This window comes from Sulfurovum zhangzhouensis (genome assembly GCF_030347965.1).
GTDB lineage: Bacteria > Campylobacterota > Campylobacteria > Campylobacterales > Sulfurovaceae > Sulfurovum > Sulfurovum zhangzhouensis.
In genome coordinates this window covers 328,292-354,194 of record NZ_JAQIBD010000002.1, presented here as the reverse complement: position 1 = coordinate 354,194, position 25,903 = coordinate 328,292, and the positions used below count along the sequence as shown (strand labels likewise).

The 25,903-nt window shown below is 41.5% G+C and carries 22 protein-coding genes; 13 read left to right on the top strand and 9 right to left on the bottom strand.

Annotated elements, in window-relative coordinates; translation table 11 throughout:
* The first annotated feature begins 89 nt into the window (after window positions 1-89).
* Complete coding sequence (locus PGH07_RS06965) at window positions 90-782, top strand: DUF4386 domain-containing protein (RefSeq protein WP_289413639.1); 693 nt, start codon at window positions 90-92, stop codon at window positions 780-782.
* 24 nt (window positions 783-806) lie between these two features.
* Here the strand turns inward: PGH07_RS06965 and PGH07_RS06960 are convergent, their stop codons facing one another.
* Both PGH07_RS06960 and PGH07_RS06955 read right to left on the bottom strand, forming a co-directional pair.
* The gene (locus PGH07_RS06960) at window positions 807-2,816 is read right to left on the bottom strand and encodes a copper-translocating P-type ATPase (RefSeq protein WP_289413638.1); all 2,010 of its coding nucleotides are present in this window, start codon (window positions 2,814-2,816) and stop codon (window positions 807-809) included.
* A 56-nt stretch (window positions 2,817-2,872) separates the two neighbouring features.
* A complete protein-coding gene (locus tag PGH07_RS06955; RefSeq protein WP_289413637.1) occupies window positions 2,873-3,550 on the bottom strand; it encodes a superoxide dismutase in 678 nt (225 codons plus the stop codon).
* Window positions 3,551-3,730: 180 nt separating this feature from the next.
* Between PGH07_RS06955 and PGH07_RS06950 the strand changes: the two genes are divergently transcribed.
* From PGH07_RS06950 to PGH07_RS06920, 7 genes are all read left to right on the top strand, one after another.
* On the top strand, window positions 3,731-4,552 hold the full coding sequence (locus tag PGH07_RS06950) for an SCO family protein (RefSeq protein WP_289413636.1): 822 nt from the start codon (window positions 3,731-3,733) through the stop codon (window positions 4,550-4,552).
* Entirely contained in the window at window positions 4,539-6,191 is a 1,653-nt protein-coding gene (locus PGH07_RS06945; protein ID WP_289413635.1) for a cytochrome c oxidase subunit I, read from the top strand. The genes PGH07_RS06950 and PGH07_RS06945 overlap by 14 nt, the downstream gene beginning before the upstream one ends.
* Window positions 6,191-6,838 carry a cytochrome c oxidase subunit 3 gene (locus PGH07_RS06940; RefSeq protein ID WP_289413634.1) on the top strand — a complete coding sequence of 216 codons (648 nt, stop codon included), beginning with the start codon at window positions 6,191-6,193 and terminating at the stop codon, window positions 6,836-6,838. The genes PGH07_RS06945 and PGH07_RS06940 overlap by 1 nt, the downstream gene beginning before the upstream one ends.
* Window position 6,839: 1 nt before the next feature.
* The gene (locus PGH07_RS06935) at window positions 6,840-7,121 is read left to right on the top strand and encodes a cytochrome C oxidase subunit IV family protein (RefSeq protein WP_289413633.1); all 282 of its coding nucleotides are present in this window, start codon (window positions 6,840-6,842) and stop codon (window positions 7,119-7,121) included.
* Between the two features lie 10 nt (window positions 7,122-7,131).
* Window positions 7,132-8,508 (top strand): cytochrome c oxidase subunit II, encoded by a 1,377-nt coding sequence (gene coxB / locus PGH07_RS06930; RefSeq protein WP_289413632.1) that lies wholly within the window; start codon window positions 7,132-7,134, stop codon window positions 8,506-8,508.
* Complete coding sequence (locus PGH07_RS06925; RefSeq protein WP_289413631.1) at window positions 8,505-9,353, top strand: protoheme IX farnesyltransferase; 849 nt, start codon at window positions 8,505-8,507, stop codon at window positions 9,351-9,353. Before coxB ends, PGH07_RS06925 begins: the two co-directional genes overlap by 4 nt.
* Before the next feature lie 66 nt (window positions 9,354-9,419).
* On the top strand, window positions 9,420-10,211 hold the full coding sequence (locus PGH07_RS06920; protein WP_289413630.1) for an alpha/beta fold hydrolase: 792 nt from the start codon (window positions 9,420-9,422) through the stop codon (window positions 10,209-10,211).
* A 57-nt stretch (window positions 10,212-10,268) separates the two neighbouring features.
* Here PGH07_RS06920 and PGH07_RS06915 read toward each other — a convergent pair whose 3' ends face one another.
* Window positions 10,269-10,643, bottom strand: a complete 375-nt coding sequence (locus tag PGH07_RS06915; protein WP_289413629.1) for a helix-turn-helix domain-containing protein — start codon at window positions 10,641-10,643, stop codon at window positions 10,269-10,271.
* Window positions 10,644-10,752: 109 nt separating this feature from the next.
* Between PGH07_RS06915 and PGH07_RS06910 the strand changes: the two genes are divergently transcribed.
* From PGH07_RS06910 to PGH07_RS06900, 3 genes are all read left to right on the top strand, one after another.
* On the top strand, window positions 10,753-11,964 hold the full coding sequence (locus PGH07_RS06910; RefSeq protein ID WP_289413628.1) for an aminotransferase class I/II-fold pyridoxal phosphate-dependent enzyme: 1,212 nt from the start codon (window positions 10,753-10,755) through the stop codon (window positions 11,962-11,964).
* 127 nt (window positions 11,965-12,091) lie between these two features.
* Window positions 12,092-16,057 carry an HAD-IC family P-type ATPase gene (locus PGH07_RS06905; RefSeq protein WP_289413627.1) on the top strand — a complete coding sequence of 1,322 codons (3,966 nt, stop codon included), beginning with the start codon at window positions 12,092-12,094 and terminating at the stop codon, window positions 16,055-16,057.
* 2 nt (window positions 16,058-16,059) lie between these two features.
* A complete protein-coding gene (locus tag PGH07_RS06900; protein WP_289413626.1) occupies window positions 16,060-17,337 on the top strand; it encodes an MgtC/SapB family protein in 1,278 nt (425 codons plus the stop codon).
* Between the two features lie 100 nt (window positions 17,338-17,437).
* Here PGH07_RS06900 and PGH07_RS06895 read toward each other — a convergent pair whose 3' ends face one another.
* From PGH07_RS06895 to PGH07_RS06880, 4 genes are all read right to left on the bottom strand, one after another.
* Entirely contained in the window at window positions 17,438-18,313 is an 876-nt protein-coding gene (locus PGH07_RS06895) for a DUF4824 family protein (RefSeq protein WP_289413625.1), read from the bottom strand.
* Entirely contained in the window at window positions 18,310-19,386 is a 1,077-nt protein-coding gene (locus PGH07_RS06890; protein ID WP_289413624.1) for a DUF2157 domain-containing protein, read from the bottom strand. Before PGH07_RS06890 ends, PGH07_RS06895 begins: the two co-directional genes overlap by 4 nt.
* 94 nt (window positions 19,387-19,480) lie before the next feature.
* Entirely contained in the window at window positions 19,481-20,578 is a 1,098-nt protein-coding gene (locus PGH07_RS06885) for a SufD family Fe-S cluster assembly protein (protein ID WP_289413623.1), read from the bottom strand.
* A complete protein-coding gene (locus tag PGH07_RS06880) occupies window positions 20,575-21,327 on the bottom strand; it encodes an ABC transporter ATP-binding protein (protein ID WP_289413622.1) in 753 nt (250 codons plus the stop codon). The genes PGH07_RS06885 and PGH07_RS06880 overlap by 4 nt, the downstream gene beginning before the upstream one ends.
* A 478-nt stretch (window positions 21,328-21,805) precedes the next feature.
* Here PGH07_RS06880 and PGH07_RS06875 point away from each other — a divergent pair, with 478 nt between their 5' ends.
* Window positions 21,806-21,985: a hypothetical protein gene (locus PGH07_RS06875; protein ID WP_289413621.1), complete on the top strand. Its 180-nt coding sequence runs from the start codon at window positions 21,806-21,808 to the stop codon at window positions 21,983-21,985.
* A 74-nt stretch (window positions 21,986-22,059) separates the two neighbouring features.
* Here PGH07_RS06875 and PGH07_RS06870 read toward each other — a convergent pair whose 3' ends face one another.
* Entirely contained in the window at window positions 22,060-22,938 is an 879-nt protein-coding gene (locus tag PGH07_RS06870; protein ID WP_289413620.1) for an AraC family transcriptional regulator, read from the bottom strand.
* A gap of 124 nt (window positions 22,939-23,062) precedes the next feature.
* Between PGH07_RS06870 and PGH07_RS06865 the strand changes: the two genes are divergently transcribed.
* Window positions 23,063-24,166, top strand: a complete 1,104-nt coding sequence (locus PGH07_RS06865; protein WP_289413619.1) for an aminotransferase-like domain-containing protein — start codon at window positions 23,063-23,065, stop codon at window positions 24,164-24,166.
* A 69-nt stretch (window positions 24,167-24,235) separates the two neighbouring features.
* Here the strand turns inward: PGH07_RS06865 and PGH07_RS06860 are convergent, their stop codons facing one another.
* A complete protein-coding gene (locus tag PGH07_RS06860) occupies window positions 24,236-25,822 on the bottom strand; it encodes a SulP family inorganic anion transporter (protein WP_289413618.1) in 1,587 nt (528 codons plus the stop codon).
* Window positions 25,823-25,903: the final 81 nt, after the last annotated feature.

The following is a 25,903-nucleotide window of genomic DNA, read 5'->3' as shown; positions in this document are numbered from 1 at the left end:
ATAGGTAGGAGGTCATAGAATTGTGCTAGAATCTATAATGAAACACTACAAAAAGTATGTATAAGTTTCGGCAAGAGGGGAAAATTGTAATGATTGATTTAAAGACTAGCACTTCATTATTGTTTTATGCAAGATTAGCCGGGGTATTATATCTGTTTATCATTGCTTGCGGTATTTATAGTGAGGTATTCGTTCGCTCTGAATTGATCGTAGATGGAGATGCTGCTGCTACAGTTGCCAATATATTGGCTTCAAAAGCACGTTTTCTTACGGCCTTTGTCGCTGACTCTGTCATGCTGCTCAGTGATGTTGCGATCGCTGTAGTGCTTTATGTGTTGCTTAAGCCGGTGCATAGGATATTGGCATTGAGTGCAGCAGTATTTAGACTTGTGCAGGCTTCTATATTAGGACTTAATTTACTACATTATTATGCTGTATCATTGCTACTGGATAGTAGAGTCCATACCAATGCTTTTGATAGTGAAGAGGTTAATGATTTGGTCATGTTGCTTCTTGAAATGCATAGTTACGGTTATGATCTTGGTTTATTATTCTTTGCACTTTCCTGTTTCATTCTTGGGTATTTGGTGATTAAAGCAGATTATTTTCCATCGGTTTTGGGATATGGATTATTGGCAGCTGCATTTGTTTACTTCATAGGCAGTTACACAAGATTTCTTTTTCCTGAGTTACTTCCATGGATCGAACCCCTTTACATCATCGCTTTTATTACAGAACTTTCGTTTTGTTTATGGCTTTTGATTCGAGGGATCAAGCACTAAAAGATCGATAATTTTTTAAACTGATTATCGATCTTTTAGCAGTTGTGCATTGAAAGCTACGATGATAGTACTGAGAGACATCAATACGGCACCGAGTGCAGGTTGGATCATGATTCCCCATGCAGTGAGTACTCCCGCTGCCAAAGGGATCGCAATGATATTGTAACCGCTTGCCCACCAAAGGTTTTGTACCATTTTACGGTAAGTTGCCTGTGAAAGTTTTATCGCATCGGTGACACTAAGAAGCTCACTTTTTGTCAGTATGATATCAGCGCTTTCTATAGCAATATCTGTACCTGCACCGATCGCGATACCTATATCCGCCTGCAGTAGAGCCGGTGCATCATTGATACCGTCTCCTACCATCGCAACAACATTCCCTTCTTGTTTAAGTTGATCTATTGTTTTTAGTTTTTCATCAGGCAGTAGATTTGCTTTATAGTATGTAATTCCTGTCTGTTCTGCAACATCTGCCGCTACTAGAGCATTGTCACCGGTAAGCATATAGCTTTTGATATCCATACTATTGAGCATTTTTATCGCTTGTTGTGCCTGTGTACGGATAGAGTCCTCAAGTAAAAATACGCCTATGATCTTGTTATCAACGGCTAACCATACCTTGCTTGCTTCTTTTTTCTCATAGATTTGCATCGGTTCAGGGATATCTAGTGATTCTTTTTCCAAGAGTTGCATACCGCCGATCATGATCGTTTTTCCCTCCGCTTTGGCTTTGGCACCTATCCCGGCATACGCCTCAAACTCCTGTACTGCCAGCGGCTTGATCTGTCGATCCTGTACATATGATACGATCGCTTTGGCAAGGGAGTGTTCAGAGTACTGTTCCAAAGAAACGGCATATTGAAGCATTTTTTCTTCATCTTCGGTGGCATAGATCTCAGTCACGCTGAGTTTTCCCTTTGTAAGGGTACCTGTCTTATCAAAACATACGATATTAACATCTCGCAGTTTTTCAAATGCTTCACGGTTGCGTATCAGTATCCCTTTTTTGGCTCCCATTGAAGTTGAAATGGCAGTTACCAGGGGTACAGCCAGCCCTAAGGCATGGGGACATGAAATGATAAGCACCGTAATGGCCTTTAGTATGGAGTCGCTGGTTGTAGTAAGCATTGACCAGACTGCAAAGGTTACAGCTGCAACACTGACTGAAAGATAAAAAAGCCATCCTGCCGCCCTGTTAGCAAGATCCTGCGTATGAGACTTGCTTTTGGCTGCTTCTTGTACTAAAGAGAGCATTTGAGAGAGATAACTCTCTTTTCCATCCTTATTGATCTGTACCTTGAGGGCACCATCTAGATTGGTACTTCCCATATAGACACCATTACCCGCCTTTTTATACACAGGCTTTGATTCACCTGTTAAAAAAGCTTCATCAGTCAGACTTGTCCCTTCTATGACGATACCGTCTGCAGGTACTTTCTCTCCCGGGCGAATCAGTATAAGGTCATTGATTTGCAATGCTTCGGTAGCTACTTCCTGATGTGTTCCATCAGGCATGATCCTTACTGCTTGCTGCGGCATAAGTTTTACCAGATCATTCAAGGCACTGCTGGCAGAAAGCAAGCTTTTAGCTTCGATATAGTGACCGATCAACATGATATCGATCAGAGTGGCCAATTCCCAGAAAAAAGCTTTGCCATGAATGAAAAAGAGTGTGGAAGCTGAATAGAAATAAGCCACAGTGATTGCCATAGAGATCAATGTCATCATTCCGGGTTTGTATGATTTGATCTCATCGACCATCATGGTTAAGAACGGTTTGCCACCGTAAAGATAGATAAAAGATGACAATAGAAATACGATGAGATTGTGATAATGTAGAACGATAACAAATCCAAACCACTCTTGAATCGTAGGGGAGAGGAACAAAATAGGTATCGTCACGATCAAAGATATGATAAATCTTCTTTTCAAATCATGCATATGATGCATATGCCCTGATGCATGATCATGTTCTGTATGGGCATGTGAATGATGAGTATGATCGTGAGAAGCTGTATGTTGGTGCATCTGCATAGCTGACTCCTCCTTATCCGTTTTACGAAATGTTAATCTTCGTAAAAGAAAGGACTTTATGTATTGGTGTGCTCTGTTTTCTCAAGTTCATCGATATATTGACTTAATTCGCTGTTATCATTGCATGTAGTGATATGATCGGTTCTTTTTTCATCAAACTTTATCAGGTTTTGTGAGACGAAGTGCCAATTGATCAATCCCCACCATTTTTCAAGATAGTCTGCTCTTGCATTTCTATAGTCTATATAGTAGGCATGTTCCCAGACATCACAGGTCATCAATGGAGTGTGTCCGTTCAGAAGCGGATTTCCTGCATTGGAGTGTGATTCTATCTCTAGTACTTCACCATCGTTTAAACAGAGCCATACCCAACCTGAACCAAAGAGCTTTGCTGCAGTTTCCAAAAAAGTTTTTTTGAGTGTTTCAAGGGATCCGAAATCTCTATTGATCAACTCTAACAGATGATGAGAAGGTTCTGTTGCTTTAGAGCTCATGCCATTAAAGTAATAGTCATGATTGAAAACCTGTGCTGCATTATTGAAGATTCCTCCATCCGCCTCTTTGATAATATCTTCAAGATGCATCTCTTCAAATTTTGTTCCTTTAATAAGGTTATTGAGATTATTGACATAGGCTTGATGGTGTTTACCGTGATGATACTCAAGGGTTTCAGCCGAGATCACAGGTTCTAAGGCAGCTTTATCAAACGGTAGACTCATTAATGTATGTTCCATAATTTCTCCTTTTTGTCTTATTAGATTTATAGTAGTTAATCAACGTGTATTGTATGTGTAGTTCATTGAGCTAATACACACTATTTACACACAGCTTATCTATTATAAAAAAGTAAAACTGATAGTTTAAACATTAGATGATGTATAAAAATTCGCTATAAAAAGAAGAGGGGATAAAAGATGAGATACAAAGTATTAAAAACAGGTATATTTTCTTCATGTATGCAGTGGGGAATTGCGGGTTTATTCTTTGTTTCCATTTTGTTTGCCGATACAACATTGGGAATGGTAGAACAGCCGGGAGGACAAGTACCTCTGGATATCTCCTTTTTAGATGATACAGGTAAGCAGGTAACCTTCAAAGAGTTGATGGACGGCAAACCTGTCATTCTTACTTTAAACTATTACGGATGTCCAGGGCTTTGTACCCCTCAGTTAAACGATTTAGCACAGAACCTCTCTAAAGTTAAACTTACTGAAAACAAAGACTATAAGGTAATCACACTTAGCTTTGATCCTGAAGAAGGTCCTATTGATGCCGCTAAGAAAAAAGCGAATCTGATTGCATCCATGAAGCGATCTTATGATGCACAGGCATGGAAGTTTCTTACCGGAACAAAGGACAATATACATAAGGTCACTGAAAGTGTGGGGTTTCATTTTGAAAAGCAACGTGGACCTGACGGGATAGAAGAGTATGTTCATCCTGCTGTACTGGTAGTCCTTTCTCCCGATGGTAAGATCACACGCTACCTGAATGGTATAGAACAACTTCCTTTTGATATCCAGATGGCTCTTATGGAAGCATCCAAAGGAACGGTACGTCCTACTATAGCCAAGACACTGCTCTTTTGTTTTGCATTTGACCCGAAGAATAAAACATATGTTTTTGCAGCAGAAAAAGTCGGGGCCGTCACTTTGTCTTTGATCTTATTCGGCTTTTTAGGATACCTGGTTGTAACAGGAAGAAAAAAAGAGTCTGGCGAGAATGAAGATGTCTAGTTTTTATCACGAGACACAAACGGTTTTCGGTACACATAAAAACCCCATATTGCAATGGATCTTCAGTATTGACCATAAGCGTATAGCATTGCTATACATGGGCGTGATGTTCACGCTTTTTTTCTTTGCCGTAGGTGCAGCTCTGACAATGCGTGCAGAGCTCTTCTCCCCCGGTTCTCAATTCCTGGAGCCGCAGACCTATAATCAGCTATTTACATTTCATGGGGTAACCATGATCTTTTTATTCATCGTACCCGGAATTGCAGCAGCCCTGGGAAACTTTATCTTACCTTTGATGCTCGGTGCACGTGATCTCTCTTTTCCTCGACTTAATCTGCTCTCATGGTGGTTATATATCCTAGGTGTAGTAACAGGACTTTCATCCTTGGTAACCGGTTACGGTTTTGCCGATACAGGCTGGACCTTTTATGCCCCTTACAGTATCCGTACCGATGCACATGTACTCTCTACACTTAGTGCCGCTTTTATATTGGGGCTCTCCTCGATCCTGACAGGGATCAATTTTGTAGTCACTATCCACCGTCTTCGTGCGCCGGGCATGAGTTTTTTTAAAATGCCTCTATTTGTTTGGGGGTTGTATGCTACAGCATGGATACAAGTACTCGCAACACCTGTAATAGGGATCACACTACTGCTGGTGATTTTGGAGCGTACACTTGGTGTTGGTATCTTTGACCCTACAAAAGGGGGTGATCCTATCCTTTATGAACATCTTTTCTGGATCTATTCACACCCTGCAGTGTATCTTATGATCCTTCCCGGATTTGGCATCGTTTCAGAGGTTCTTCCTGTATTTACCAGACGTACCATCTTTGGTTATCACTCGATTGCGATCTCCTCAGCATCTATTGCCGGAATAGGTTATCTTGTGTGGGGACACCATATGTTTACTTCCGGGATGAGTGACACAGCACGGATCATCTTTTCTTTTTTGACATTTTTGGTAGCTGTACCTACAGGTGTCAAGATCTTTGATTGGGTGGCAACCCTTTATAAAGGTTCTATCATTTTGGCAACCCCTATGCTCTGGATACTTGGAAGTATCATCAATTTCACTATCGGAGGTCTGACCGGAGTGACATTAGGAGCACTTGGGGCAGATATACATCTTCATGATACCTATTTTGTAGTAGCTCATTTTCACTATACCATCCTTGGTGGTGTGATCTTTATGTTTATAGGAGGGCTGCATTACTGGTACCCGAAGATCACAGGAAAAATGTATGATGAGGTAAGGGGACGCATTGCTTTTATACTGATGTTTATCGGTTTTAATACCTTGTGGTTCCCTATGTTCCTTGCTGGTTATCTTGGAAATCCCCGTCGTTATTTTGATTATCTGCCTGCTTTTACTCCTTTTCACCAGATAGCAGGGATAGGGGCTATTTTTGTGGCACTTGGACTCATGCTGATTGTCTATAACTTTTACCGTGGACTAAAAAACGGCAAAGAAGCCGGGCCTAACCCTTGGCGTGGGACCACACTGGAATGGCATATACCATCGCCTCCGCCTTTGGAAAATTTCTCCAAGATCCCTTATGTGGATTTTGAGCCTTATGAATATAAAGAGGGTGAACCGCTGGTGCAATTTGATGAAAACTTTCGGAGGGTGCATTGATGAACGAAGAAATGGCTTACGATATGCAGGGAAAGCCCCACCGTGTTCCTGACTTTCATGAGGACTATGATGGCGGAAAGCTGGGATTTTGGATCTTTTTGCTCACTGAAGCAATGATGTTTGGGGCGCTGTTCTTACTGTTTGCGATCTATTTTTACCGCTACACAGAGGCATTTGCAACCTCTTCAGGGATGCTTGATGTTTGGCTAGGTGGAACCAATACCGTGATACTGCTTGTAAGTACGTATACTATGGGACTTGGAACTTTAATGATGCGTCAGGGAAAGATACGTGTTTCAGTGATTCTTATCGGACTTACAGCTTTGATGGCTGTCACTTTTTTAGCAATCAAGGCAGTAGAATGGAGCATGGATATACAGCATGGACTCTATCCTAATTCTGGAGTACTGGATGCAATGGATAAGGGTGAGATACTCTTTTGGGGGCTCTATTTTGTCATGACTGGTCTTCATGGGCTTCATATCATTGCCGGAATCGCCCTGATGGTTTGGGTGTCATTGATGATACGATCTGGGAGTGTTAGGCCTGATCATATTATTGTGATGAAAAACGTCACACTCTATTGGGATTTTGTCCATCTGATATGGATCGTACTTTTCCCGATCTTTTATATGATAGGAGTCTAAGATGCAAACTTCCGAACCCACCATTGCCCTTTATACTAAAGTGTTGGCCGGGTTACTGTTGTTGACACTGCTGACTTTTATACAGCCGTCTACATGGCATCTTACACCGGGCAAAACTATAGTGATACAGCTTATTATTGCCATGATGAAGGTAGGATTGGTAGCGGCTTACTATATGCATCTTCGCAGTGAAAGAGCATATCTCAAAGGGTATGTGGTCATGGCTTTGGTGATCTTGTTGATCTTTTTTGTGATCGTCGGTATCGACGTTGTTCATTCTTAAAGGAGTAGGCATGCTGGAAGGATTTGCTAAGGAAGCCTCTACCTTTGCTGCAGATGTGGATCGGGCATTTTGGATCACTATCGGCATTAATACCGCGATGCTGCTATTGGTGGTAGGACTTATACTCTTTTTTATCCTGCGTTACCACCACAGCCGTGTACAACCTAAAGAGATACGTAATATCAAAGACCATATACCGCTGGAGATCGCCTGGACGGTGATACCTACAATTATTCTTTTCGTGATCTTTTATTACGGTTACAGTGCCTTTAGGCAGTTGCGTACTATGCCGCAGGATGCGTTTATAGTAGATGTCTTGGGCAAACGGTGGTCATGGACCTTCACCTATCCCAATGGCAAGAGGACAGCAGAGCTCTATATACCGGTTGGTGAGAATATCAAGCTGAGATTGCATGCACCGGAGAACGATGTCTTGCACAGTTTCTATGTTCCTGCCTTTCGTGTCAAGGAGGATGTGGTACCCGGACGCGTGAATCACCTATGGTTTAAAATCACTGAAGCAGGTAGGTATGATGTACAGTGTGCAGAGTACTGTGGTACCAGACACTCTTATATGCTTTCTAAAGTTGAGGCGATGGATAAGGATGCATTTGACACATGGTATGCCAGTGATAAGCTTAGTCCTCATGATGAAAGTGCTCCAAAAGGAGGAGAAGGAGAGATACTTTATAAGACACTTGGATGTGCTTCTTGTCATAGTCTGGATGGATCGATCATCGTAGGACCGTCATTTAAGGGGCTCTTTGGCTCGATGGTTAAAGTGATGACAGACGGGAAACCTCGTGAATTGACTGCCAATGAGGCTTATATCCGTGATTCGGTACGTACACCTGCCAAAGATGTAGTAGAGGGATTTCCTGTAGGGATCATGCCAAATCTTTCCGATCAGATCAATGAAGAACAGATGAATGCGATCATTGCCTTTATCAAAACACAAAGCAGTGAGGAAAACAATGTCGTAGAACAACCGGCTGTAGAATCTGTACCGGCATCTGTCAATAAGGCGGGAACAGAAAGTAAAGCCGAACCGGAAGTGAAAATGCCGATACCAACTGAAGTCAAAGAGAAAACACCTGACGGAGCTACACTCTTTAGTACTAAAGGGTGTATCGGGTGTCATAGCTTGGATGGTTCCCAAAGGATCGGTCCTAGTCTTAAAGGCATCTATCAAAGTACCCAGAAGGTTGTGACTGACGGAAAATTACGTGAAGTGGTAGCAGATGAAGCATATCTTCATCATTCTATTGAAAATCCCAATGCTGATATAGTAGAAGGATTTCCTCCAGGTTTAATGCCTCAGTTTGGAAAGATGCTCTCTTCTGATGAGATAGATGCATTGGTAGAGTATCTGAAAGGTGTGAAATGATAAGTCTATTGATGGATCTGACCAAATTTCGCCTGTCGGCTGCAGTAACACTTTCAACAGTATTTGGATTTATACTGGCAGAGGGGAATGACATCATTTGCCTTGGATATTCCACTTTGGCCGTTTTCTTATTGGCATTGGGTGTATCGGCATTGAATCAATACCAGGAGTATGAACATGACCGTCAAATGGCACGTACAAAGTATCGTCCGATCCCATCTGGACGCATATCACCTAGAAGTGCTTTGCTGCTTTCTATAATATTGATCGTTGCCTCTCTGGTTTTAATATATTTTCAGCTAGGTTATAGCGGACTGCTTTTATTTCTTTTTGTACCCTTATGGTATAACGGTGTTTATACGTTTCTCAAACGTTATTCAGCATTTGCTGTTGTGCCGGGAGGATTGCTGGGGGTTATCCCTCCAGCTATCGGTTGGTTAGCCGCAGGAAGGAGCCTTGCCGAGCCGAAATTCCTTGCACTAGGGTTACTGTTCTTTGTCTGGCAGGTACCGCATTTTTGGCTATTGGCAGCCAAATATGCAGATGATTACCGTACTGCAGGATTTCCTTCTGCTGTAGAGACTTTTGGTATCGAAGGTTTTCGACGTGTACTGTTTGTGTGGTGGACTTTGACTGTTTTTTGTGCACTTTTTCTTACTATAATATTTGGAGTGAAGAATCTTGTTTTGATCGTATTGTTTATCACCTTGGCCTTAGCGGCTATTGTCGTAGGTACAAGGATATTGCTGGATACACTCACGCCAGCTCGTGCCGGCGGACTGTTTAAGGTGATCAATCTATTTTTACTTTTAACACTGATACTGTTAAGTGTAGCTTCACTCTGAAATAGATGATTAAAAGTATAAAATAGAGATCTTTAGAGAGCACATTTAGATACAAAAGGAGTCAATATGAATAAGGTGATTGATGGTATATCAGTTTACATGTACGGTAAAAGCAGTGATCAACCTATTGTATTTATACATGGATTTCCATTTGATCATACTTTATGGGAAGAAGTCATCAGTGCACTTGAAACTAAGTACTACTGTATATCCTATGATATTAGGGGTTTTGGTGCTTCAGAGTCAGGTACAGGCCAATATACCATGGAGAGTTATGTAAATGATCTTGATCTTGTGATCTCTGCACTTGGATTAGTCAATCCGATCATTTGTGGATTCTCTATGGGAGGATACATCGCATTGAGGGCAAATGAAAAGTTTGAGAATAGATTCAAAGCATTGATACTTGCAAATACTAAAACAGACAGTGATAATGATGAAGCAAAACTAAAACGTGCAGCTGCTATCTCTGGCATCGATCAAGATGGCGTAGGGCCTTTTTTAGATAGTTTTTTCTTTGTGGCATTCAGTGAAGAATATAGAATGAAAGAAGTGAAAAAGCTTGATGAGCTTAAAAAGAAGATTCTACATTTTAGTCTTATCGGGATAAAAGGTGGTATTCTGGCTATGCTTGGCAGAACAGATACAACACAAAGTCTTCAAACTATAAATATCCCTACATTATTAATCGCAGGAGAGGATGATAAGGTTATCTCACCGGATACAATGAGAAAAATGGCAGATAAGATAAGAAGTAGTACATTTGTACAATTAGATCACTGTGGACATATAAGTATGATTGAAAATCCTTATGATTTCATTAGAGCTGTTCAAAATTTTTTGGAACAAAAGAGTTAAGAGAGATATTTGATTGTTATTTACTCTAAGACATAGGATAAAGCAGAAAGATAATTTTTATAAGTCTGAAAGTTCTTCGAAGGTTTTTAATTTGATCTTGAGTTGCTCCAAAAATTTACTCGGTGCATAAGGAAGTAGTCTTATGATCTCTTCTATATCCTGTTTATGATCAAATTGAGAGATATTGATGTGTATATCCCCATTGACGATATTACTTTGGTTATTGTCTCCTACAATTCTGATCTGGTTATGACTTTTTGATCCCTTATCTAATTTCTCTTTGATGATGAATTTCCATTTATCAGGTACTTTATTACGTTGTACCCATTTATCAAGAGAAGACTTTGAAGCCCCTATATACGTTGAGAGCTCTTCATCGGTATATAAATTCAGCTCTTGCTTGATAGCGTTTAAAAAATCCCTAGCGTTCATCGAGTGCCTTTGAATTAAAAAGTCATTTAAGAATATTTGTCTTATAATAGGACAAGTGTCCTAATAAGTAAAAGAGTTACTTTAATTATATCTTAAAAAGGGGGATAAAATGACCAAGAGAATGAAAGATCGGAACTTTTCGTGGAAGACACATTGGGATATTGATTATCTAAGAGAAAATGACATCTATACATGGTTTCAGGAGATCGAGAGAGAACTTGAAGATGGATGGGTTATAGTGAATGGGAAAAAGATGCTTATGCTTGGCGGTTACTCCTATCTTGGGTTAAACCGTAATCCTCAGATCAATCAAGCTGCAATAGATGCTATTGAGAAATTCGGTACCGGTATGAGCGGCTCACGTTTTCTTGCAGGAACTACAGAACTGCATACTCAGCTGGAGAAAAAGATCGCATCACTGCATGGAAAAGAAGATGCCATGGTGCTCACAAGCGGATATCTTACCAATGTCTCGACGATAGCTGCACTTGTAGGCAAAAATGACTATATCCTTTCAGACAAGTTGAACCATGCAAGTATCATAGATGGAGCTATCTATTCTCAAGCAAAACTCATAAGATATAAACACAATGATCCGGGTAGTTTGGAAGCGGCATTAAAAAGTGTTCCCGAGAGTTCTAAAAAACTGGTTATTACCGACAGTGTCTTCAGCATGAGCGGTGAAGTGGTCAACCTTCCTGATATTATAAAGCTTTGTAAAAAATACGGTGCACTCCTGATGGTTGATGAGTGTCATTCTATGTTTGTTCTTGGGGAAAAGGGCGGGGGTATTGTTGAGTACTTTGGAATCGATCCTGATGATATAGACATCATTATGTCGACACTGAGTAAAGCGATACCTGCCGGCGGTGGTTATGTGACTGCCAGTAAGGAGATCATTGATTATCTTAAACATGAGTCAAGGGGTTTTATCTACTCCATAGCACTCTCGTCGATCATGATCTCTGTAGCGCTGAAAGCACTTGATATCTTCGAAAGAGATAGAGAGAAGCTGGTTGCAAAGCTGCATACCAATACAAAAATTTTCAGTGATGCACTTTTGGCTCAAGGTGTTCCACTGGGTAAAAAGAGTGTTACTTCAATTGTCCCGATCATTGTAGGGGATGCAAATACGGCAGCTATAATGGCAAAAAAATGCCAAGAAAGGGAACTCTATATTCATGCGGTATTCCCACCTGTTGTTCCACCTGGTCAGGCGATACTCAGAGCATCTATCACAGCAGAACATACCAAAGAAGACCTGCTGAGCGCAGCAGAAAAGATCTATCAGATCTTTAAAGAGGCTGAACTTCTACAATAGATCTCTTTAACGCTATCAAAAGAAGTTTACTTCGTAGAAAGTCTAACTTGATTAAAAGATATTTTAGACAAATGGCAGTAATTCCACTATAATAAATAAAATGTCTCTTAAACAAGGGGATGAAGAGATGAGTGAACAGCTATTTGGTCAGTTTTTACTGTTGATTGCTTTACTGTTTGGTATTACTTATTTGTTAGCCGGGTTTTTTGAACGGCTGAATATTCCCAGTGTATTAGCTGCACTTTTTGTGGCCATGGGAATTCATTATACTCCCATAGGTGTACTGCTTTCCAAGGGCGAGATGTATACTATGTTTACCACTCTGGCCGATCTTGGTGTACTCTTTTTGCTCTTTTTTATCGGTCTGCAGATCGACATGAAAGAGATGACCCGGCAAAGTAACAATATTATCCTTGCAACTGTACTCAATACACTTGTACCTTTTGTTCTTGGGGTTGGAGTGATGCGTTATCTGGGATATGACTGGATGATCTCTTTGGTTGTCGGGCTTACCCGTATGCCCACTGCCGAAGCAGTGATCGTACCGATACTCGATGAGTTCAAGATGATCAAAACCAAAGTAGGCAGTTATATTATCGGGGCAGGTGTTCTGGATGATGTTATTGAAGTATTTTTGATCGCTATTGTCTCACTGTGGATAGGTGAAAAAAGCGGGATGAGTACTCTTGGTACCGAGAGAAGCATCCTTATGATGGTATTAAATATTGTAATGTTTGTAATAGCAGCATGGGTTGTACGCAAATGGATATTGGTTCCGCTTTCTTCCTGGCTCAAGATACGCATTACAAATCTGATCCTTTTAACGATGATCGTGTTGTTTGTTTTTGGCGGTTTTGCCGAATATACAGACCTGGGACTTGTCGTAGGTGCTATTGTCGCAGGGATGCTGATGCGGCCTGTTTTTCAGGAAGCGGGAGAAATCGGAGTTCAGGCACATGATGCTGTTAGGGCGGTAAGCTACGGTTTCTTTGGCGTAGTATTTTTTCTCTGGATCGGCTTGAGTGTCGACCTTGGCAAAATCGTCATGGCACCCGAACTGACGATATTGCTCTTTCTTGCTGCATTTACAGGTAAGCTGTTTGGTATTTTCCTGATGGTTCCAATGAAAAAACTGACAGTGAAGGAGGCATGGAGTATCGGTATAGGGTTGAATGCACGGTTGACAACAGAGATCATCGTTGCCAAACTTCTATTTGATGCCAAATTAATAGATGATAAGCTTTTTACAGCTTTAGTAGCGGCATCGTCTCTCTCTACTATTATCGTACCTTTGCTTTTTACTTTGATCGCTTCAAAGTGGAAAGATCATTTTTTAGCCCCATCAGTCACAACGGCAGCTGCAACTCATGTACTTCCATCCCATGAAGAAAGAATCCTGTTTTATAAGCAGGAAGCCGAAGATACTGTCGAAAAAATGGATAGTGACATTAACAAAGGACTGAGTGAAGAAGAAGCAGAAAAGAGACTATCGTACTATGGGTTCAATCGTATAGAATCGGCGAAGAAAATAAAGTGGCAATGGATATTTATCAGACAATTTACTGATATGCTGATCATCATTTTGTTCATTGCGGCTGCGATTTCGTTTGCAATAGGTGAAAGCAAGGATGCCATTGCCATTCTTTTGATTGTATTTTTGAACGGAATATTCGGTTTTGTACAGGAGTTTAAGGCTGAAAAAGCGATAGAAGCGCTCCAAAAAATGCTTTCACTTCATTGTAATGTACTGCGGGATGGTGTAAAAAAAGAGATCGATTCGATCATGCTTGTCCCCGGGGATATCGTTTTTCTTGAAATCGGGGATAAGGTACCTGCAGACATACGCCTGATAGAGGCAGTAAATCTAAAAGTAGATGAGTCTGCATTAACAGGAGAGTCTGTTGCCGTTCACAAAGATAGCAGTGCGATTGAGGAGACGGTTCATTTAGAAGAACAAGCATGTATGGCATGGATGGGGACCAATGTCGTCAACGGATATGCAAAAGGGATCGTTGTCTCTACCAACATGAAAACCGAGTTTGGCAAGATCGCCAAAATGACTACGCAGGTGGAGACAGGTAGAACACATCTGCAGGAAAAATTATCTGTTCTTGGGAAAAAGCTCGGTATTTTCTCAGTGATTATTGCCGCTTTCGTAGCGATCATCGGTTACCTCATGGATAAGGACCTTAACGAAATGTTCCTTACCGGTATCTCCTTGGCTGTTGCAGTAGTACCCGAAGGTCTGCCTGCTGTAGTCACCATCACTTTGGCACTCGGTATTAAAGCAATGTTGAAGCAAAAAGCTTTACTGCGCCGGTTAGGCTCGGCAGAAGCATTGGGGAATGCGCATATCATCTGTACGGATAAAACCGGAACACTGACACAAAATGAGATGACAGTGAAAAAGATCTGGCTTTTTGACAGGGATTTTGAGGTGACAGGTAGCGGTTATGATCCAGCGGGGCATTTTGAACGCAATGGCAAGAAAGTAAACTATAAAGAGTATCCCGATCTCTTAGAACTTTTAAAAACAGGACTAATCTGTACACACGCAGGATTGCATAAAGATGAGGATAAATGGAATATTATAGGAGAGCCTACAGAAGCTTCTTTGATCGTAGCAGCCTATAAAGCCTGGCTATCACCCAGAGCAGAGGAAATCCTTACAGAGTTCTCCTTCAATTCAACACGAAAAAGAATGACTGTCATTCTAAAGGAAAACAGTCAAAAGGTTGCCTATGTCAAAGGTGCACCTGAGGTTATTTTAGAACGCTCAACACATTACTTGACTGAAAACAATGAGGTAAAAGAACTTCAAAAAGAACAACAAGAGGCATTTGTGCAGGCCTATAACGCATATGCTGGCAAAGGTTTGCGTACATTGGCACTGGCAAAACGCTATTTGCCCGATGCGATCAAACTCGATGATGATCTGATTGAAAATGAGCTGATACTTTTGGGAGTAGTAGGGATCATAGACCCGCCAAGACCTGAGGTACCCGAAGCCATCAGGGTTGCGCAAAATGCAGGGATAGAGATCGTGATGATCACAGGAGATGCACCATTGACTGCGAATGCCATAGCCAAAGAGGTTGGGTTAGATGTTTCGCATGTGATTACCGGTTTAGAGCTCACACAAATGGATGACATTTCATTGAAAAAAGCTATCAAAGAGAAGGCTCTTTTTGCCAGAACCTCTCCTGAGGATAAACTGCGTATTGTAAATATCCTGCAAGATGACGGGTATATAACAGCAATGACGGGAGATGGGGTCAATGATGCACCTGCCCTTAAAAAAGCAGACATCGGGATCTCAATGGGCAGACGCGGTACTGAAGTTGCCAAAGGTGCATCGGATATGATACTCCTTGATGACAATTTTGCTTCTATTATCAATGCTGTCAGGGAAGGACGACGTCAATATGATAATATAAAAAAATTCGTTACCTATCTGCTTTCATCAAATATCGGTGAGGTATTTGCGATCTTTATCAATATCCTGCTTGGCGGGCCATTGATCTTATTGCCGGTGCAAATATTATGGATGAACCTGGTCACAGACGGTATGACAGCCTTGGCATTGGGAACGGAGAAGGTTGAATCAGGCGCTATGGAGAGACCCCCCTATGAAAATGAGAAACCATTTTTAGATCGTGCAGGAATTCTGATGATCATTTTGATAGGCAGCTACATTGCAGGTATGACACTCTGGATCTTTCATCATTATCTCTCACAGGGCATACCTGAGGCCCAATCAGTAGCTTTGGCACAGACCGTCGCCTTTACAGCAATTATTGTTCTGGAAAAAGTGAATGTTTTTAACTATCGTTCACTCAAAGCACCACTTTACACGATCGGATTTTTTAGTAACAAATGGCTGTTAGCTGCATGGGTGCTAACGATATTGATGCAGGTTGCAGCGGTATATACCCCATTTTTACAAGAACTGCTGCATACGGTTCCTTTAAAATGGGAAGATTGGCTGCTTATCATTGTGATCACACTTCCTCTTCTTTTTGTCGTTGAAGGGTTTAAAATAATAAAATGGTTCTGGTTCAACAGGAACCGTGCACAATCCGAAAGGAGTTAACAATGGAATATCACTTGATCAAATCTTTAGTTATAGCAGTGATTTTGGGATTTGCTATCGGTATGCAGCGTACGATGGCACATCTGTATAAACAGGAAGGGAAACCGCAAACATATTTTGCCGGATCACGTACCTTTGCCCTGATATCTCTTTTGGGGTTTCTCTCCGGTCAGTTAGCGACCTTGGCTCCTTATGTCGTAATTATCATTACCGTTGCCCTTGTTATACTTATCGGGCTTTCTTATATTGCTAAGTCATTCATCTTTCAAAAAATGGGTATGACCACACAGATCACTGCACTTATTACCTATCTTTTGGGTTTAATGATCTATTTTAATTTAGAGGAATATGCTATTTTTATCGGAGTGATGATGATCGTTCTTTTGGAGAGTAAACCAAAGCTTCAAAAGATTGAAGCACATATCAGTCAAGATGACCTCAATGCAACGATACTTCTTTTAGCAATGACCTTTTTGATCCTCCCTGTCCTTCCAAACGAAATGATAGGACCTTATAGCCTTTTCAACCCCTATAAAACATGGCTGATGGCTGTCATTATCGCTGCAGTTTCATTTGTGGGATATGTTGCGATCAAAGTACTTGGCAACAAACGGGGCGTATTGTTGACAGGGATGTTTGGCGGGTTGATCTCTTCTACTGCTATTTCCATCTCACTTTCCAAGATCTATCTCACCCAAAGAGCGTTTCTGCAAAACTTTGTGGCAGGGATCGCTATTGCTTCTACTTTTATGTTCTTAAGGGTACTTTTTGAAGCATTTGTTATCAATCAAAATGTTGCATTGCAGCTACTTGTTCCTTATCTTGCGGCATCTATAAGCGGTCTTATTTATGTCTATCTGATCTATCGCAATACAGAGCCATTAAAAATGGAGATGGAAAACAAGGAGATCAAAACAAACCCGCTTCAACTCAGTGAAGCGATCAAGTTTGGTTTGTTATTTGGTATTATCTACGGATTGATCACTGTGATACATCAGTACGGAGATATCGGTGTGCATATCGTAGCATTTGTATCAGGTTTGAGTGATGTTGATGCCATTACACTTTCACTTTCACAACTTGAAACAGATCAAAAAATTTCATTGATGACCTCAGTACATGGTATCATGATCGCTTCTGTGACCAATTCACTGGTCAAACTTGGGATCGTCTACTGGATAGGGGGCAAAACGATCGGGATGAAAGTCTCTCTGTTCTATTTACTTACACTTGGAATGATGGGTATCGGACTGTGGCTCAATACTTTGATATTTCCATAAGATAACTATCACGATATACAAAACTGCAACGGTATGCTATAAACGCTCTTATTGATAAAGCGTTTATAGTAACATGAGAGAGTGGATGAAAAATGAAGTTTTATTTTTTAAAAGGCTCTATTGAAACAATCCACGGTTCATATCTTTTCCCATACGCTATCGTTACTTTGTAGCGCGGTGCATGAGAGGTCGTTATATCATGTGTTCTAAAGCTTGTCCCGCTTTTTTGCTTGTAATGCAGGATAGGGTCAATCACTTGACGAAATTTGGTTGGTACATGTACTTGCACTACACTCAGTCTGGAGATAAATCCATTCACTTCTTTAGTATCATGGATATATGATGCGCGTATCTGTGCTTTGGTGATAATGTATTTTGACCCATCAGAATAGTTTTCTCTGAGAACCTGGGGATCTGTTCCCGCATCGATTGCATAAAGACGTGTATCATAATTTTGTACCGATTGAAGTCTCGCTTTTTCACTTTTGTAGAGATCCTGCGTGGCTTTATTGTCAGGATCGGACTTTAATGCATCTTCTTGTACCTTCAGTTCTTCAAGAACTTCTTCAAGTAGTGTGTTGTACGCCTCTGCGTTATATTCCAGCACAATAAAACACTCTTTGGTTGAGGAGTAAGCATGATAGTATTCGTCATTATATTCTTTGTCTATAAATGAATCGATATCAAAGCCCAATGATCTTAGTTTTTCAGCATCAAGCCATTGAGGGGTATACCAGCTTCTAAAGCGTTGATGTTCATTCTTCTTTCCTAACGAACGCCAAATAATATTTAGAGCGAGTCCACTGTTTTCTTCACTGATTTGATAGGGTGCCTGCAGTTCACGTTCAGTGAGAATGAGTGTTGATTGAGGTTCTCCGCTTCTATTGGTATATACGCCAAAAAGTACGAAGAGATTAGTTGCTGCAAGCACCAAAAAAGCGATCAAAAACAGTTTTTTAGCGTAATGATTCTTCATGATGATACCTTTTGAGATGATGCTATTGCTGCAGTACGTAGTCGCTTAAAGACCAGAAGTATCAGTATGGAACTGAGTGCAATGATGAGGAAAAAAAGATACTTTGGCATCCACTCCCACCACCAGTCATAGAATTTGGTATAGAGGAAGATCACAAAAAATACATTTCCCGTATTGACCACTTCACCCCAGTGTTGTTTGATACCCAGCCAGATCGCACCGGCACTGAAAGTAAATCCAATGATCTGGTAGAATGCTTCGACAGTATCATAATGCGCGTCGATATAGCTTATATCGCCCCAGTTTGAGAGTATCAAAACAGGGATAAAAAAGAGCAGCATTGCAAAAACGCGGTAGATCACCTGAAAGCCTGAAAATCTATGATGATTCAGCAGGGAGATAAAAAATAAAAGAAAGGCAGCAGGCATAAAGTTTTCCGGTCTTTCTCCAAAATATATCCAGTAGATCCCGCTCCACGTTCCTACTTTTGCAGATAAAAAGCCTGCAAAAAATATGATCCCAAAGGCTAAAAGCAGGCGTGTATCCGAAGCATAAGCAAGCAAGAAGGCAAAGAGAGCCCAGACCAGAGAGGCATTTACTGATGGTGTGATATTGAAGATCTGACCGAACATAGAGATATTGAGTACAAAGCTGGCAAGCGTTACCAGTCCTATCAGTTTGGCAAAGTAGCCGGTCTTCTCCTTATAGTAGGCATACACCGTTGCACCTAAACCGATCATCGGGGCCATGATGAGTATAATGACCTGCGATAGCGTCGAAAATACTCCCCAAAACTGGTAAAAGAGAAAAAAGATACTTGCCGCCAATGCCAATGCACCAAGAAAGGAAGCAATCTTCATACCAAGACTCAGCTGCTTCTCCTGTACACTGGCATCGATATCGTAGGCAATGGCTAGCGAGTTGATGAGCGTTTGGTGAAAGTTGTTGACACTTATTTTTTGCATTTCACTGAGCGTAAGCACATCATTTTGTTCGAGTTGATCCAGTTCAGCTTTGAAGTATGCGATCTGATCCACTCTCTTTTGGGCATCTTCTTTGGAGATATGTTGCATATAAGGCCCCCTTTTTCTGCAATAGTGACACTATTATAGCATGTATGATATTTTTAGCTACAGGAAGAAAAAATGAAAAAATACTTTGACACCTTTACAGGGTTTCAAAATCCTTGGTTTCTTTGATGATGGCATTGATCTGCCGTTGCAGGTATTCGGGGAGAGAAGGTATCTTGGGAGCCAAAAAGCCTTCTATGATCAAAGATCTTGCCTTCTCCTCTTCGATACCCGATGCCATGAGATAGGCGAGTTCGTCTTTTGAGATCATCCCGACACTGGCTTCATGAGAGAGTTCAAGGTGCGGGTCCTCGCCGAGTAGTTCAGGGATGGCATGGATGTAGCCTTTGTTGCTAAGCAGTAGTCCGTTACAGGACATAGCACCTCTGCTGTTGGAGTGTTTACCGATGATCTTCCCTCTGGTTATCACTTCTCCGCCGTTTGAAACCACGCGGCTGATGATCTCTGCAGAGGCTTTGTCACCCTCGAGGCTGACAGTGGAACCGATATCAAATCTGGAGTCTTCCGGGGCATAGATCACTGAGTAGAACTCCCCAAGCCCGCCTTCTTCGATGATGGCAAGCGGATTCATCTGAAGCGCTTTTACACTGCCCAGTGCTACATAGTTGGAGACAAATTTTGCATGCTTGCCTACTTGTGCCGTACTTCTTGGATAGACCTCTACCTCTTTCCCCCAGCTGTGTATCATAGTGCTGGTAACGGTGGCGTTGTCTTTGATGAAGTATTCGGTCACACCAAGATGCTGGCCTGCCACGACATGGGCATTGGCCGCACAACCGCTGATAAGATGGAGTTCTGAGTTCTCTTCAGCGATCACGATGTTATGGGTGCACTGTGTGAACTGGTCACTGTTGATCATGTAGCAGGTATTGACAGGCAGTGCCACTTTTTCTCCGGCTTTGACGCGTATAAAGTAGCCCAAAAGCACATCGCTTGAGGCAACGGTTTTGACATATTCGTCTTTGTCTTTCGGTACAAGCGTAAACATAAGTTCTTCCAGCCACTCATACTTTTCCAGTGCTGTCTTTATGGGTAGTATCTCAAGGGATTGCGTAGCAGAATGCGTATCGAGTACCTCCCAGTCAGTAACCAAAAAATTGGCTGAACGTTCTTGGATCTCATCATAGGCAACTTTTTTCAGGGTCTCTTTGGTCACGTCATCAAGTTCTCTCATAGCTGATCCTTTTGTTCTTTGACACATGCAACACATCCGCTAAAGCCGAGTTTTTTGATATCATCCATGATCATTTGGGGATTGCCTGTACAGACGATCCTGCCATCCATGAAAACATGACCGATATCGGCTTGGACATAGTTGAGGATATGGCCGGTATGGGTGATGATGATCGCAGAGCGTTCACGCATTTTCATCGGTCTGTCTTCTTGGAGGATCTTGTTGATCGATTTGGAAATGATAGCGATATTCTCAATGTCAACACCCGATTCGGGCTCATCGATCAAAAGCAGATCGGGGCTTTGCGCATAGAGCTTCAGGATCTCTGCTCTTTTGAGTTCACCGCCTGAAAAACCGACATTGAGCTCTCTCTCCATGAATGCATCCATACTCAGTGCCCTGATCTCTGCTTCAAGGTCTTCAGAGCGGTTGATCGTACCCAAGAAGTTCCGCAGGGTGACCCCTTTGATCTTGGGCGGATGCTGGAAGGACATACCGATGCCAAGGTTGGCGATCTGGTCAGTGCTCATCTCTTGTATGTTCTGAGACTTGACCCTGATCTCTCCATCATCGATACTGTAGCCGGGCAGATGCATTATGGCATTGAGCAGTGTGGACTTACCTGAGCCGTTCGGCCCGAAGATCACATGCACTTCCCCTTTATTTACTTGAAGATCCATCCCTTTGATGATTTCTTTGTTTGCTACCGATACATGCAGATCAATGATTTCCAATAGAGGTTTATCCATTTTTTACTCTTTTAGTTAAGTCTATTTACATCATAAAAGAATGTAACTTTAATAGTGATAAAGAACAGGGGGGAGTTTGATCTGAAGGAGCGTATATCTTATAACGGTTTCTTTCTATTGTTTTATCTTTTTTTAGTATCATAAATTAAGAAAAAGGGGACTTCACAAGATGTCAAATAATCATAGATTTTTAGATGTGGGGTATGCATTTCCACGTGCAACGTGGGAACGAGGGGAATTTCTGGATATGATAATACATGGTTTTAAATGAAAATTGATAAATTTTTCATTATTTATTTCGGACTAATATTGGCAGGATTAGATAATCTTTTTCATATAAGCCCATATCCCAAAGGATCTAAACTTTATTGTACAGAGCCAGGATGTACTTATTTTGGTATGATATCTTTTATAATCGGTATATCTATAATTGGATATAAAATTTATAAATGGCAAAAAGAGAAAAAGGAATAAAAGAATGAAGAATATTTTTATAGGTTTAAGTGTTATAGTTTTTGTCATATTTGGTATTTTACTTTCACTTATCGCACTATATGCCTCACCTGATGAAAAGGTACATTTTACAGAAGCAAGCTATATTTGGATAGGGAATGCCATAGCTATTTTAGGTTTATTAATTTATTTTAGAAAGAATTAACTTATCACGTTCCATATCTCCTGATATGGAATGTATACCCAATGTCAATAACTCAATAAACTAAAACAAAAAAATCATATCAACTGAATAGGCAAAAAATACTTCACTTTAAATCTACCGTCCTTTGCTAAAAAATGATTAGTATAGAACTCTGTATAGGAGGGGTGTGTCATTGTCTCAAATCCACTTTGCGGCAGCCACTCATGGTATGCCCATTGGATTAGTTTTAGTATATCCCCGTATTTCCCCTCCGCTTCAAATGTCGCATAGAGCCCTGAAGGGATGATGAAGGAGGGAAGTACGCTCTCTTTGAGTTCTGTCTTTTTTTTGGGAACGACTGCTGCGATATAGTAACAATCCTTTAACGGTGTGACAATGGGGTTGTCATGATAGATACCGATCTGCTTATACTCTGTGATGTTGTTGCTATAGACCCATGCCATGAGTTTCTGCCAGCTTTTTTTGATCTCATAGTTATATCCTTTGTGCCGGATATAGTAAGCCTCCTGCGGTTGGGTCTTTATGATCTCAGGCTCCAAGTGGGAGAAGTCCGCCTGTGAGATGGAAGCGGTTGAGGAGGTAGAGAGTATCTGGTCTGAGTAACTTTTGTATCCACCTTTTCTCCATATTTTTGGAGAGACTGTAAAACGCTCTTTGAAAGCACGGATAAAAGAGGTCTGTGAGGAGTAGCCACACTGGTTGGCTATCTCTGTAATGGTTGAGTGTGGATTGGTGATGAGAAGGTTTGCCGCTTTTTGAAGCCGTATGGATTTGACGGTTTCGTAGATGTTCATACCCATCTGTTCTTTGAAGATACGATGAAGGTGAAACTTGCTGATACCGTGCATGATAGCCAGTTCATCTATATTGATATCTGTTTCGATATGTTGATAGATATAGGACATTATCTTATTGGCAATGTGTGAATGTGACTGAATGGTACTCTTTTTCATAACTCTATTATAGCAATTTTAGATAACTTTGATAACAAAAATAGATATTTTTATTGACACTTTTTGTGAAGAATTTATTTGTATGAAGGGATACAATGTCCAAAATTTTATTCAAGGCACAGCAATGAAACGCTCATTTATACGAGAAATACTTGAACATACAACCAATCAAACCATCTCTTTTGCAGGCGGTTTACCCAATGAGTCACTCTTCCCCTATGAAGCACTGCGTGATTCAGGCTACAGAGCACTAAGTGAGCCTTCTTCCCTGCAGTACACAACATCACAGGGATATCGGCCGCTTAGAGAAAAGATTGCTGAACACTATACCAAGCAGGGGTTTCCTACCAAAAGTGATGAGATCCTGATCACCTCAGGTTCCCAACAGGCTCTGGATATCATCACACGCTACTATCACAGCCGTGAGATCACCATAGAGGCACCTTCTTATCTTGGTGCGATGAACGTTTTTAATCTAAACAGACTCGAACAATCAGCAGTTACTTTAGAGACCGACGGTATCGATATCGACGGCTTTGCACTGAGTTTTCAACAGAGCAAGCTGGCTTATTTAATACCTGATTTTCAAAATCCAACGGGACTCACTTATAGTGAAGAGAAACGAAGAGCAGTTGCCGAGCATATAGAAAATACAGGTGGTATCCTGATCGAGGACAGTCCCTATAGCGAACTCTTTTTTGAACGCAGCTATCCCTCTATCAGTTCTATGATCCCTGAACAGAGTTATCATCTTGGTTCATTTTCCAAAGTATTGGCACCGGCATTGCGTATAGGGTGGATACGTGCGAGTGAACCGTTGCTGCAACCGTTGATCCCTTACAAAGAAGCGATGGACCTGCATACCAACAGCGTTGCTCAGCGTATCATAGCTGATTATCTCAGTGATACGGAAGCCTTTCAGAGACATCTGGAGACCTTACGTAGCTCTTATGGTCAAAAAATGGAGCTTTTTGCCAAGGCATTAGATGAGTTTTTACCGATGTTTCAGTACAACAAACCTAAAGGAGGGATGTTCATCTACGGATCTTTGGATGGTATCAGTACATCAAGTTTGGTTCAGAAGTGTTTGCAAAAAGATGTCGTGTTCGTTCCGGGTAGAGAGTTTTATCTTGACGGGAGTATTGATAATGAGATACGGTTTAATTTCACCAATAGCAGTGAGGATAAGATCATAGAAGGACTTCAAATAATCCATTCAGTGCTTTAATAAGGGGGGTGTTAGATCGAAGAGCGTTCCATATTGGGAGATATGGAACGAGTTAAGATTATAGGAGGGTTACTTGTTTACAGCGACTTTATAAGTAGGATCATCCTCTTCATAGGTACAGAAAGGTCCAGCGGTTTTGAGAACTTTTTTACAATCCTCTGAGAGGCGGCGCAGTGTCAGTTTCTTGCCTGCATTTTGATACTTCTCTGTAAGTGCATCGATCGCTTCGGTACCCGAACTGTCCATCACTCTGGCATTTTTGAAGTCGATCACTACCTCTTCTGGATCATTTTCTACATCGAATTGTTCATTGAACGATGTCACTGAAGCGAAGAAGAGTGGACCTTCCAATTCATAGATCTTTCTTCCTTCTTCATCGGTCCTGGTCTTAGAGACGATCTTTGCATGTTCCCAGGCAAAGACAAGTGCTGAGATGATGATACCCGCGATCACGGCTGTAGCAAGGTCTTCAAATACAGTGATAACCGTCACGGCAACGAGGACGAAGGCATCTGCACGAGGCATATACTTGATACGGCTGAGCGATGAGAACTCAAATGTTCCGATACTTACCATGAACATGATCCCTACAAGTACTGCTACAGGGATCACGGCAATGACATGAGAGAAGTTGACCACAAGGATGATGAGCAGTACTGCCGCAGTAAATGATGAGAGACGTCCAAGACCGCCTGAAGTGAAGTTGATCACCGACTGTCCGATCATCGCACACCCTGCCATACCTCCAAAGAGTCCTGATGTAGAGTTACCCAGACCCAAAGCGATACACTCCTGGTTACCAGAACCGCGTTTCCCACCCATCTCATCAAGCACTGAGAGTGTAAGCAGTGACTCGATCAGACCAACCAGTGCAACGATCACAGCTATAGGTAGGATGATCTTCATAGATTCCCAAGTGAAAAGCGACATGTCCGGCATCACAAAACTCGGCATAGAAACGTTTGAAAGGTCAGCGAGGTCACCTACGACTCTTGTGTCGATATGCATGAAGTAAGTGATGAGCGTGATCACGACGATCGCTACAAGACCCGCAGGTACTGCTTTGCTTACTTTTGGAAGGAAGTACATCGTAAGCATCGTTGCGATGATAATAACGTACATCTCTGCATGTTCAGAGATACTTGCCGAGATGATAGCCAACCAGTCATTACCAAAAGTTGATATGTTTTCCGGGGCTAGGAATGGAAGCTGTGCCATAGCGATCACAATAGCCAGACCGTTTACAAAACCAAAGAGGGCAGGCTGAGGGACCAGACGGATAAACTTACCCATTTTGAATAGACCGATAGCGATCTGTATCAGTCCGGCGATAATGGAAGTAAGAAGGATATAGTGCAGTATCATCATGGAGAGCGCTTCTTTATCCAGATCCGGATAAAGGTTGGAGACTGCGATCCCCAAGCTTACAAAGACAACGGCAACCGATCCCGTAGCACCTGAGATCATCCCCGGTTTACCGCCAAGAAGTGCGGTGATAAGACCGATGATAAATGCCCCGTAAAGTCCTACGACCGGAGAAACCCCTGCGATAAATGAGAAAGCGATCGCTTCAGGTACAAGTGCAACTGCAACCAGTGCACCCGAGAGTAGATCATTTTTGATATTTTGAGTAGAGTAGTTTTGAAGATTGATCAAAATAGTATCCCTTGTTCGAACCTGATCCCCCAGATCAGATTAATAAATTGACGAATTTTACCATAATAGATTGAGAGCAAT

Bases quoted from the DNA above. Each gene is read 5' to 3' on its own strand.
- PGH07_RS06965 (WP_289413639.1), top strand. From the start codon at position 90: ATGATTGATTTAAAGACTAGCACTTCATTATTGTTTTATGCAAGATTA.
- PGH07_RS06960 (WP_289413638.1), bottom strand. From the start codon at position 2,816: ATGCAGATGCACCAACATACAGCTTCTCACGATCATACTCATCATTCA.
- PGH07_RS06955 (WP_289413637.1), bottom strand. From the start codon at position 3,550: ATGGAACATACATTAATGAGTCTACCGTTTGATAAAGCTGCCTTAGAA.
- PGH07_RS06950 (WP_289413636.1), top strand. From the start codon at position 3,731: ATGAGATACAAAGTATTAAAAACAGGTATATTTTCTTCATGTATGCAG.
- PGH07_RS06945 (WP_289413635.1), top strand. From the start codon at position 4,539: ATGAAGATGTCTAGTTTTTATCACGAGACACAAACGGTTTTCGGTACA.
- PGH07_RS06940 (WP_289413634.1), top strand. From the start codon at position 6,191: ATGAACGAAGAAATGGCTTACGATATGCAGGGAAAGCCCCACCGTGTT.
- PGH07_RS06935 (WP_289413633.1), top strand. From the start codon at position 6,840: ATGCAAACTTCCGAACCCACCATTGCCCTTTATACTAAAGTGTTGGCC.
- coxB (WP_289413632.1), top strand. From the start codon at position 7,132: ATGCTGGAAGGATTTGCTAAGGAAGCCTCTACCTTTGCTGCAGATGTG.
- PGH07_RS06925 (WP_289413631.1), top strand. From the start codon at position 8,505: ATGATAAGTCTATTGATGGATCTGACCAAATTTCGCCTGTCGGCTGCA.
- PGH07_RS06920 (WP_289413630.1), top strand. From the start codon at position 9,420: ATGAATAAGGTGATTGATGGTATATCAGTTTACATGTACGGTAAAAGC.
- PGH07_RS06915 (WP_289413629.1), bottom strand. From the start codon at position 10,643: ATGAACGCTAGGGATTTTTTAAACGCTATCAAGCAAGAGCTGAATTTA.
- PGH07_RS06910 (WP_289413628.1), top strand. From the start codon at position 10,753: ATGACCAAGAGAATGAAAGATCGGAACTTTTCGTGGAAGACACATTGG.
- PGH07_RS06905 (WP_289413627.1), top strand. From the start codon at position 12,092: ATGAGTGAACAGCTATTTGGTCAGTTTTTACTGTTGATTGCTTTACTG.
- PGH07_RS06900 (WP_289413626.1), top strand. From the start codon at position 16,060: ATGGAATATCACTTGATCAAATCTTTAGTTATAGCAGTGATTTTGGGA.
- PGH07_RS06895 (WP_289413625.1), bottom strand. From the start codon at position 18,313: ATGAAGAATCATTACGCTAAAAAACTGTTTTTGATCGCTTTTTTGGTG.
- PGH07_RS06890 (WP_289413624.1), bottom strand. From the start codon at position 19,386: ATGCAACATATCTCCAAAGAAGATGCCCAAAAGAGAGTGGATCAGATC.
- PGH07_RS06885 (WP_289413623.1), bottom strand. From the start codon at position 20,578: ATGAGAGAACTTGATGACGTGACCAAAGAGACCCTGAAAAAAGTTGCC.
- PGH07_RS06880 (WP_289413622.1), bottom strand. From the start codon at position 21,327: ATGGATAAACCTCTATTGGAAATCATTGATCTGCATGTATCGGTAGCA.
- PGH07_RS06875 (WP_289413621.1), top strand. From the start codon at position 21,806: ATGAAGAATATTTTTATAGGTTTAAGTGTTATAGTTTTTGTCATATTT.
- PGH07_RS06870 (WP_289413620.1), bottom strand. From the start codon at position 22,938: ATGAAAAAGAGTACCATTCAGTCACATTCACACATTGCCAATAAGATA.
- PGH07_RS06865 (WP_289413619.1), top strand. From the start codon at position 23,063: ATGAAACGCTCATTTATACGAGAAATACTTGAACATACAACCAATCAA.